Source organism: Rhizobium sp. SEMIA 4085 (genome assembly GCF_013004495.1).
GTDB classification, from domain to species: domain Bacteria; phylum Pseudomonadota; class Alphaproteobacteria; order Rhizobiales; family Rhizobiaceae; genus Rhizobium; species Rhizobium gallicum.
This window is the reverse complement of the sequence record NZ_JABEPH010000326.1, coordinates 1-6,955: the sequence shown is the minus strand read 5'-3', so window position 1 is coordinate 6,955 and position 6,955 is coordinate 1. Positions and strand designations below refer to the sequence as shown.

11 protein-coding genes and 1 pseudogene are annotated in these 6,955 nt (G+C 59.5%); 5 read left to right on the top strand and 7 right to left on the bottom strand.

Features of this window, described 5'->3' with window-relative positions; genetic code table 11:
• The first annotated feature begins 235 nt into the window (after window positions 1-235).
• From C9413_RS25165 to C9413_RS25145, 5 genes are all read left to right on the top strand, one after another.
• Window positions 236-586, top strand: a complete 351-nt coding sequence (locus C9413_RS25165) for a VOC family protein (RefSeq protein ID WP_170251051.1) — start codon at window positions 236-238, stop codon at window positions 584-586.
• A gap of 333 nt (window positions 587-919) precedes the next feature.
• Window positions 920-1,741 (top strand): sulfite exporter TauE/SafE family protein, encoded by an 822-nt coding sequence (locus C9413_RS25160; RefSeq protein WP_039846795.1) that lies wholly within the window; start codon window positions 920-922, stop codon window positions 1,739-1,741.
• A gap of 104 nt (window positions 1,742-1,845) precedes the next feature.
• Window positions 1,846-2,772, top strand: coding sequence for an ABC transporter ATP-binding protein (locus C9413_RS25155; protein ID WP_170251050.1), 927 nt, complete (start codon window positions 1,846-1,848; stop codon window positions 2,770-2,772).
• Window positions 2,769-3,530 carry an ABC transporter permease gene (locus C9413_RS25150; RefSeq protein ID WP_039845109.1) on the top strand — a complete coding sequence of 254 codons (762 nt, stop codon included), beginning with the start codon at window positions 2,769-2,771 and terminating at the stop codon, window positions 3,528-3,530. Before C9413_RS25155 ends, C9413_RS25150 begins: the two co-directional genes overlap by 4 nt.
• Before the next feature lie 52 nt (window positions 3,531-3,582).
• Window positions 3,583-3,828, top strand: a complete 246-nt coding sequence (locus C9413_RS25145) for a hypothetical protein (protein WP_133939837.1) — start codon at window positions 3,583-3,585, stop codon at window positions 3,826-3,828.
• A gap of 67 nt (window positions 3,829-3,895) precedes the next feature.
• Here C9413_RS25145 and C9413_RS25140 read toward each other — a convergent pair whose 3' ends face one another.
• The 7 genes and pseudogenes from C9413_RS25140 to C9413_RS25110 form a co-directional block, all read right to left on the bottom strand.
• Entirely contained in the window at window positions 3,896-4,105 is a 210-nt protein-coding gene (locus C9413_RS25140; RefSeq protein ID WP_052451528.1) for a hypothetical protein, read from the bottom strand.
• 99 nt (window positions 4,106-4,204) lie between these two features.
• Entirely contained in the window at window positions 4,205-4,654 is a 450-nt protein-coding gene (locus C9413_RS25135) for a DUF1801 domain-containing protein (RefSeq protein ID WP_039845106.1), read from the bottom strand.
• Window positions 4,655-4,663: 9 nt separating this feature from the next.
• The gene (locus C9413_RS25130; RefSeq protein ID WP_039846794.1) at window positions 4,664-5,131 is read right to left on the bottom strand and encodes a DUF1801 domain-containing protein; all 468 of its coding nucleotides are present in this window, start codon (window positions 5,129-5,131) and stop codon (window positions 4,664-4,666) included.
• A gap of 5 nt (window positions 5,132-5,136) precedes the next feature.
• Entirely contained in the window at window positions 5,137-5,364 is a 228-nt protein-coding gene (locus C9413_RS25125; protein WP_039845105.1) for a hypothetical protein, read from the bottom strand.
• A gap of 44 nt (window positions 5,365-5,408) precedes the next feature.
• Window positions 5,409-5,840 (bottom strand): SRPBCC domain-containing protein, encoded by a 432-nt coding sequence (locus C9413_RS25120; protein WP_039845104.1) that lies wholly within the window; start codon window positions 5,838-5,840, stop codon window positions 5,409-5,411.
• The gene (locus C9413_RS25115) at window positions 5,837-6,160 is read right to left on the bottom strand and encodes a metalloregulator ArsR/SmtB family transcription factor (RefSeq protein WP_039845103.1); all 324 of its coding nucleotides are present in this window, start codon (window positions 6,158-6,160) and stop codon (window positions 5,837-5,839) included. Before C9413_RS25115 ends, C9413_RS25120 begins: the two co-directional genes overlap by 4 nt.
• Window positions 6,161-6,365: 205 nt before the next feature.
• A pseudogene (locus tag C9413_RS25110) lies at window positions 6,366-6,932 on the bottom strand (TIGR02281 family clan AA aspartic protease); the annotation flags it as partial.
• Between the last annotated feature and the right edge of the window lie 23 nt (window positions 6,933-6,955).

Here is a 6,955-nt window from a genome sequence, read left to right as displayed (position 1 = left end):
GGCTTTGCCAATCCGACACCGGAGCGATCTGTTGTTGAGGTAAAATTACTGAAGTCCCACGCTGTACGATTTTAACCAAGCCATCGTCGGAAAAACCAACCCTTCCGCTTTGCGGCAAACGCAGACATTGCCCACTGGAGGCACCTCACCTGGCCAGCTGCCGCATAGGCGACCAAATTACATCCCACCATTGACCGTGAGTATTGTCCCATGGCGCGCTACCGGGGAGGACGAGATGACCGTCAAACGCATTGTCGCGAACATCGCGGTTTCCGATATAGAAGCCGCCAAGGCTTTTTATCATGGCATCCTCGGCATGGATGTCGTCATGGATCATGGATGGATCGTCACTTATTCGGCGGATGCGAGCGCGGGGCCGCGGGTCAGCTTTGCGACCGAAGGTGGCTCCGGAACGGCTGTGCCCGACCTCTCTATCGAAGTCGACAATCTCGATGAGGTCTATCAGCGGGTCATCCGCGAAGGTATCGCGGTGGAGTACGGTCCGGCGAGCGAGCCCTGGGGGGTGAGGCGGTTTTACGGCCGTGACCCTTTCGGCCGCCTGGGGAATATCCTCAGGCATGCGTAATTTCGCTTGGGTATGGCAGGAATCGGATGCTTAGACGAAAAAAAGCCGGCTCAGGAGCCGGCTCAAGCTGGGCCGGCCGGGTAGGGGAACGCGAGGCCGGATTCTTAGGATTTCGTGACTGGCAATGACTGCTTACTATAAGCGAGGAAGCGAAAATCGGACGTAACGAGCGCCCTGGAAACGGTTCCGCAAAGGAATGGGCGGCGGCGCGGAAGCCGTTGCTTGCCTCGACACTTCTTATCTGCGAAGAAGATCACCGCTTGATGACAAATAAAACCTGCGGCTGATTTTCTTTTTCCTGATCCGGCCTGCGTGGAAGGTGGAGAGATCGCGATTCCGGGTGTTTCGGAGCTTGCCCTTTTTGCACTTCTGCTGGCGGCTGCGGGCGCAGTTGCGGGCCTGCTTGCCGGGCTCTTCGGCATCGGCGGCGGCGCGATCCTCGTTCCGGTGTTTTATCAGGTGTTCGGCTGGCTCGATGTGCCGGAGGCGGTGCGCATGCACCTGTCGGTCGGAACTTCGCTTGCGATTATCGTTCCGACGTCGCTCAGGTCCTATATGGCGCATCGCAGTCACGGGGCGGTCGACCAGGAGCTCCTGAGCAGTTGGATCATCGCCGTGCCGCTCGGCGCGATCATCGCGGCGGTGATTGCCTCTGAAGCGTCGAGCGTGACCTTGCGATTGATCTTTGCAGCCGTCGCGCTCCTCGTCGCCTTCCGCATGATGTTCAACCGCGCGAGCTGGCGTCTCGGCAGCGATTTGCCGGGTAATCCATTCAAGTTCCTGGTCGGGACGGGCATCGGTATTCTTTCCGGCCTGATGGGGATCGGCGGCGGCGTTCTCAACAATACCTTCATGACACTCTATTCGCGGCAAATGCACCAGGCGGTGGCGACATCTGCGGGCGTTGGCGTGCTGATCTCGCTGCCTGGATTGTTCGGCTATGTCTGGGCTGGTTGGGGAGTATCGGGCCTGCCACCGTTTTCGACCGGCTTCATCAACTGGGTCGCCGTGGTGTTCATCATTCCGCTGACGATGTATATCGCGCCGTTCGGCGCGCGGCTCGCCCACCGGATGAGCAAGCGTCAATTGGAGATCGGCTTCGGCATCTTCCTTGTCGTCACTGCGGCGCGGTTCCTCATCAGCATCTACGCATAAAGATGCTTTCGCTGAATAGTCTGTTCAGCGCTGGCAGGATGTCAAAGTGTAACAAAGGGGCTATATAGCGGACGAAAAACGAGGAAATACTCAAGAAATCCGCAATGGCACCCATCATTTCCATCCGAAATCTCACAAAAAGCTACGCCAACGGGTTCGAGGCGCTGAAAGGCATCGATCTCGATGTCGACAAGGGCGAGATCCTGGCCCTGCTCGGGCCGAACGGCGCGGGCAAGACGACGATGATTTCGATCGTCTGCGGCATCGTCAATCCGAGCGGCGGCCAGGTGCTGGTCGCCGGGCACGATGTCGTCAAGGATTTCCGGGCGACGCGGACAATGATCGGGCTGGTACCGCAGGAACTGACGACGGATCAGTTCGAGACGGTCTGGAATACGGTGAGCTTTTCCCGCGGGCTGCACGGCAAGAAGCCGAACCCGGCCCATATCGAGAAGGTGCTGCGCGACCTTTCGCTGTGGAACAAGAAGGACAATATGCTGCGGGAGCTTTCCGGCGGCATGAAGCGGCGCGTGCTGATCGCCAAGGCGCTCAGCCACGAGCCGGAGATCCTGTTCCTCGACGAGCCGACGGCGGGCGTCGACGTGACGCTGCGCAAGGATATGTGGCGGGTCGCGGAAAGGCTGCGCGAGTCCGGCGTCACCATCATCCTGACGACGCATTACATAGAAGAGGCCGAAGAGATCGCCGACCGCGTCGGCGTGATCAACGGCGGCAAGCTGCTGCTGGTCGAAGACAAGACCGCTCTGATGACCAAGCTCGGCCGCAAGCAGCTGATTCTCGAGCTTGCCGAACCGCTGGACGAGCTGCCCGAATGTTTCTCCGCAAACGGCCTGTCGCTCGAACCTGACGGAAACCGGCTGATCTACGATTTCGATGCGCATAGCGAGCAGGAGAGCATTGCCGCGCTGCTCACCCGGCTTGCGGCGCAGAACATCCACTTCAAGGATCTTTCGACGCGGCAGAGTTCGCTCGAGGATATCTTCGTGGCGCTCGTGGGAGGCACGAAATGAATTTGGAAGCCATCAAGTCGATCTATTTCTTCGAAATGGCGCGCACGCGCCGCACGCTGCTGCAGAGCGTCTTCTCGCCGGTGATTTCCACCTCGCTCTATTTCATCGTCTTTGGCGCGGCGATCGGCTCGCGCATCCAAGAGGTGGAAGGCGTGTCCTACGGCGCCTTCATTACGCCGGGGCTCATCATGCTGACGCTGCTCGGGCAATGCATCGGCAACGGATCCTTCGGCATCTATTTTCCGAAATTCACCGGCACGATCTACGAGGTGCTGTCAGCGCCGGTTGCGATGACGGAGATCCTGCTCGGCTATGTTGGAGCTGCAGCCACCAAGGGGCTTCTGATCGGGCTCATTATCCTTCTGACGGCCAATGCCTTCGTGGAGGTCAGGATAGAGCACCCCTTCATGATGATCCTGTTCTTCCTGCTGACGGCGGTCACTTTCAGCCTGTTCGGCTTCATGATCGGCATATGGGCAGGCAACTTCGAGCAATTGAACCTGATCCCGATGCTCGTGGTGCCGCCGCTGACCTTCCTCGGCGGCAGCTTCTATTCGATCAACATGCTGCCGCCCTTCTGGCAGGCCGTCAGCCACTTCAATCCGGTGCTTTATCTCGTGAGCGGTTTCCGTTGGAGCTTCTACGGCATCGCCGACGTCAATCCGCTGCTCAGCCTTGGGATGATCACCATGTTCCTGGCGATATGCCTTGCGACTCTTGGCTGGATTTTCAAGACGGGATACCGGCTGCGGAACTGAGGCCTGCGCCGGGCGGATGTTGTCGGCGGCGATGTCGCCTTCGATAAAGCCCGTGCTCGATCTCGACGACGGTATAGAGCTTGTCATTGCGAAAAGGCGCTGGCGTTCATCGTGGTCTTTGGCGGGCGGCGACCTCGCCCTGCGTGAATTCTGCCAGTTCAAATTGTTGGCGGCGGCGACCGGGACGAGGCGAGACATTGAGTGCTCCGCCATCGCCCGCTGCTTCCTTCGCGCCATCATCGATATTCGCTTGGCTTTCGACCGATTTACCGAAGCTGTGCGGCTGATGCCGGTTTAACGCCTCCGCGCCGCCGGTCCTGGCGCTGACGTGATCGGCCGCCTTGCAAGACTGTGCCGACCGGCGATCAGATCCTGTTGATTGTCGGCAGGAAGGATACGACCTGTCTGCGGTTGGCGGCATCCAGGGTGTCTATACGGTCTTTCCAGAATTGTGCGGCCTCGGGCGTATCTTTTTCCCAGCAGCGTGTCGATACGATGTTATCGTCGATCACCGCACGGCGATGGCCGCCCAGGCGTATATATTCGTCCGCAAGTTGCTTCGAGGGATTATCCATGGCCAGCGCCTCCTTTCAATCCTTTCAACCCGGATGCGGGACGCAAGGTTCCATGGGTTGAAGAATATAGAGCCGCGCCTTGACGCTATGCGCCGCTCCTCAAGCGCTTCTGGGTGCCTTCTGCGAGGTGTTCAGTGCCACAGCGGCGCGAATGAGCGCCTCCAACGCTTTTTCATCGATCTCGTCGCCCTCATGAAAATCGATGGCGCGCCTCGTGTTGCCTTCGAGGCTGGAGTTGAAGAGGCCTGAGGGATCCTCCAAGGAGGCGCCCTTGGCGAAGGTCAACTTCACGGCATTCTTATAGGTCTCGCCGGTGCAGATGATGCCGGCGTGCTCCCACACGGGAACCCCGAACATGTTCGAGGGCTTTCTCCATTTTACCTCCTCGACCACTTCAGGGTCGGCCTCCTTGATGAGGCTTCGCAGCCGGGCGAGCGTCCCGCCCCGCCAATCGCCCAGCGCCGCTACTTTCGCATCGATCAGTTGAGACGGAGAGGTTTCTGCTTCTTTCACGGCGTTCTTCTTCATGGTGGTTGTCGCTTTCATCATGGTGGTCGCTCACAGTCGTTCGCCGGGCAACTGGCTGGCTTGCTTCACCCAATCGGCGAACTGAGCTTCGTCCAGTTCGTCTTCATGGATGTCGAGATAGCGCACGTCCTTGTGCTTGGATTGGCCGGGCGGAAGAGGGCGTAGCGATGTGCCGCGGAAGAACGTCACTTTCACGTATTTCGTGAAGCAATGAAAGCTGAGGAACCAGACATGGTCCTCGACACCATAGAAGGGCGAATTCCATTTGACTGCCTTGTGCACGCCGGGGACGGTGCGCTCGATGAGCGTGTCGAGGCGGCGCCCGACGTCGCTCTTCCAGCCCGGCATGGCCGCGACGTAGGCCTGCACGGGGGCGTCGCCGTAACCCTTGGCGATCTGAGGGTTGCCGCCTGAGAGGAGGACTGGTTCTGTGGAGGCCGGTTTGGCTGTGGCCTGGTTTGCGGCCTTCGCTGACTTGCTGGGCGTCTTGCGGTCCATTGTGTTCATGCCTTTCCGCTGACGCTTCGCGCGCTAACCCACTTCGTGGCGTAAGGCAGCACGAACATGTAGAGACCGGTAAACAGGAGCAAGAATAGCGGCAGCAGTGGCGAGTAGACGACCCAGCCGGGAGGTTCTCCCAATCCCATAGCGACGAAGTTGGCGATGACGGTCGCCGTAAAGACGATAGACAGCCAGCGGTGGAAGTGCCGAATCCAATAATTCCAATTCAATGGAACCTCCTCTGAGTATCAGCCGAAGCGCAAACGGAAAAATATTAATCTGCCCGCGTCAAGACCTGCTCCAGGTTTGCAAAGAACTGCTGCCACCCTGCCTTTGCGCCTCCGTATGCCTGCTTCTGATCCGGCCGGAAGCCCGACTGCTCCATGCGCAGGTGGGTCCCCGTGTTCGTTGGGGTGAGCGTAAAGGTCACGACGCTCTGCAGCTTAAAGGCTGTATCGTTGTGCGCAAAATTCCAAGTGTAGGACAGTGTTCTGTTCGGCTCGACGGCGAAGACTTCGCAGTCCAGCACGCCTCCCCAGTCTCCTCGAAGATTGAAACGGTGGCCTACGTCAGGCTTGAAGTCGTTCTTCATGAGCCACTCCTCGATCAGGTGTGGTTGCGTGAGCGCGCGCCAGATCTTTTCCGGCGGAAAAGGAATCTCCCGTTCGACAATGACGGAAAGCGATTCGGTCGCGGCTTTGTTCATTGGTCCATCCTTTTGAGCAGATCCTCGAGGTCGTTGAACCGGCTCTGCCAGAATCCCGCCATCTGGCTTGTCCAGTCGATCAGTGGGGCCAAGGCGCCAAGCTGCGCGCTGTAGTGCGTATGGCGGCCTTCATGTCGGTCGCGCACCAACCCGGCCTGCTTCAGAACTCCCAGATGCTTTGAGACGACCGGCTGTGAGACCCCGGCCCGGGCCGTCAGGGCTCCGACCGTCTTTTCTCCCTCACGGCACAGCCGCTCGAAGAGAGCCCGCCGGGTCGGATCGGCGAGCGTTCTGAAGAGCATATCGGGAGCGTTCGACATTTGATCAATACCCCGGTGACTATTGATTTACGTATAGCCGCTGAGGTATGAGTGAGTCAAGCTGAATTGCGGAGCGGAATGCCGATCGCCGAATAGGCATCCGCGATTTACCATACCCCGTTGGCTATGTGTGATACATTGTGATCACCGATGATACGTGGCCGTGGCAATGAGGCGAAGCGCATCCCGTTGCTGATGTTGCAGCCTAGTCGCGCATCCTGAGCTCGTCTGTCTGCATCTGCAGGGAACCCAGCGTTTGGAGGAAGCTCATGCCGAGCAGGCTCTGGTCGAGCGCGCCGTCTGCGGCAACGCTGGCGGCGACGCCGGTGCGCACGATGGGGCCGATGGCAATGCGGTCGAGCGTCACGGGCGCGGCGCGGGCGCGGCCGTTCGCCGTCATGACGGTCATCGAATAAGTGAGGTTTTCCGGGATGATGCCGATCCGCTCGGCATCCGCATGCGACAGGGCCACCATGCTGGCGCCGGTATCGACGAGCATCGGGATCGTCTGGCCGTTGACGGAGACGTCGGCCTCGAAATGGCCGTTCAGCAGTTTGTGCAGAATGATCTCGCTGCTGCCCTCGCTGGTGGTGACGACGACGGCACGGCCGGGCACGAGGCCGGCAAGCAGGCGGTCGCCGACGCCGAACAGGTCCTGGCGGTAGAGATAGACGGTTGCAAGGGCCAGGATGATGACCAGCCAGATCATCAGGTTGCGCATGGTTTCGCCGGCGCTGCGGCGGCTTGCCCAAATGCCGGCAGACAGCATCAGCACTGGCTCGTGTAACCATCAGA

Bases quoted from the DNA above. Each gene is read 5' to 3' on its own strand.
- C9413_RS25165 (WP_170251051.1), top strand. From the start codon at position 236: ATGACCGTCAAACGCATTGTCGCGAACATCGCGGTTTCCGATATAGAA.
- C9413_RS25155 (WP_170251050.1), top strand. From the start codon at position 1,846: ATGGCACCCATCATTTCCATCCGAAATCTCACAAAAAGCTACGCCAAC.
- C9413_RS25150 (WP_039845109.1), top strand. From the start codon at position 2,769: ATGAATTTGGAAGCCATCAAGTCGATCTATTTCTTCGAAATGGCGCGC.
- C9413_RS25140 (WP_052451528.1), bottom strand. From the start codon at position 4,105: ATGGATAATCCCTCGAAGCAACTTGCGGACGAATATATACGCCTGGGC.
- C9413_RS25135 (WP_039845106.1), bottom strand. From the start codon at position 4,654: ATGATGAAAGCGACAACCACCATGAAGAAGAACGCCGTGAAAGAAGCA.
- C9413_RS25130 (WP_039846794.1), bottom strand. From the start codon at position 5,131: ATGGACCGCAAGACGCCCAGCAAGTCAGCGAAGGCCGCAAACCAGGCC.
- C9413_RS25120 (WP_039845104.1), bottom strand. From the start codon at position 5,840: ATGAACAAAGCCGCGACCGAATCGCTTTCCGTCATTGTCGAACGGGAG.
- C9413_RS25115 (WP_039845103.1), bottom strand. From the start codon at position 6,160: ATGTCGAACGCTCCCGATATGCTCTTCAGAACGCTCGCCGATCCGACC.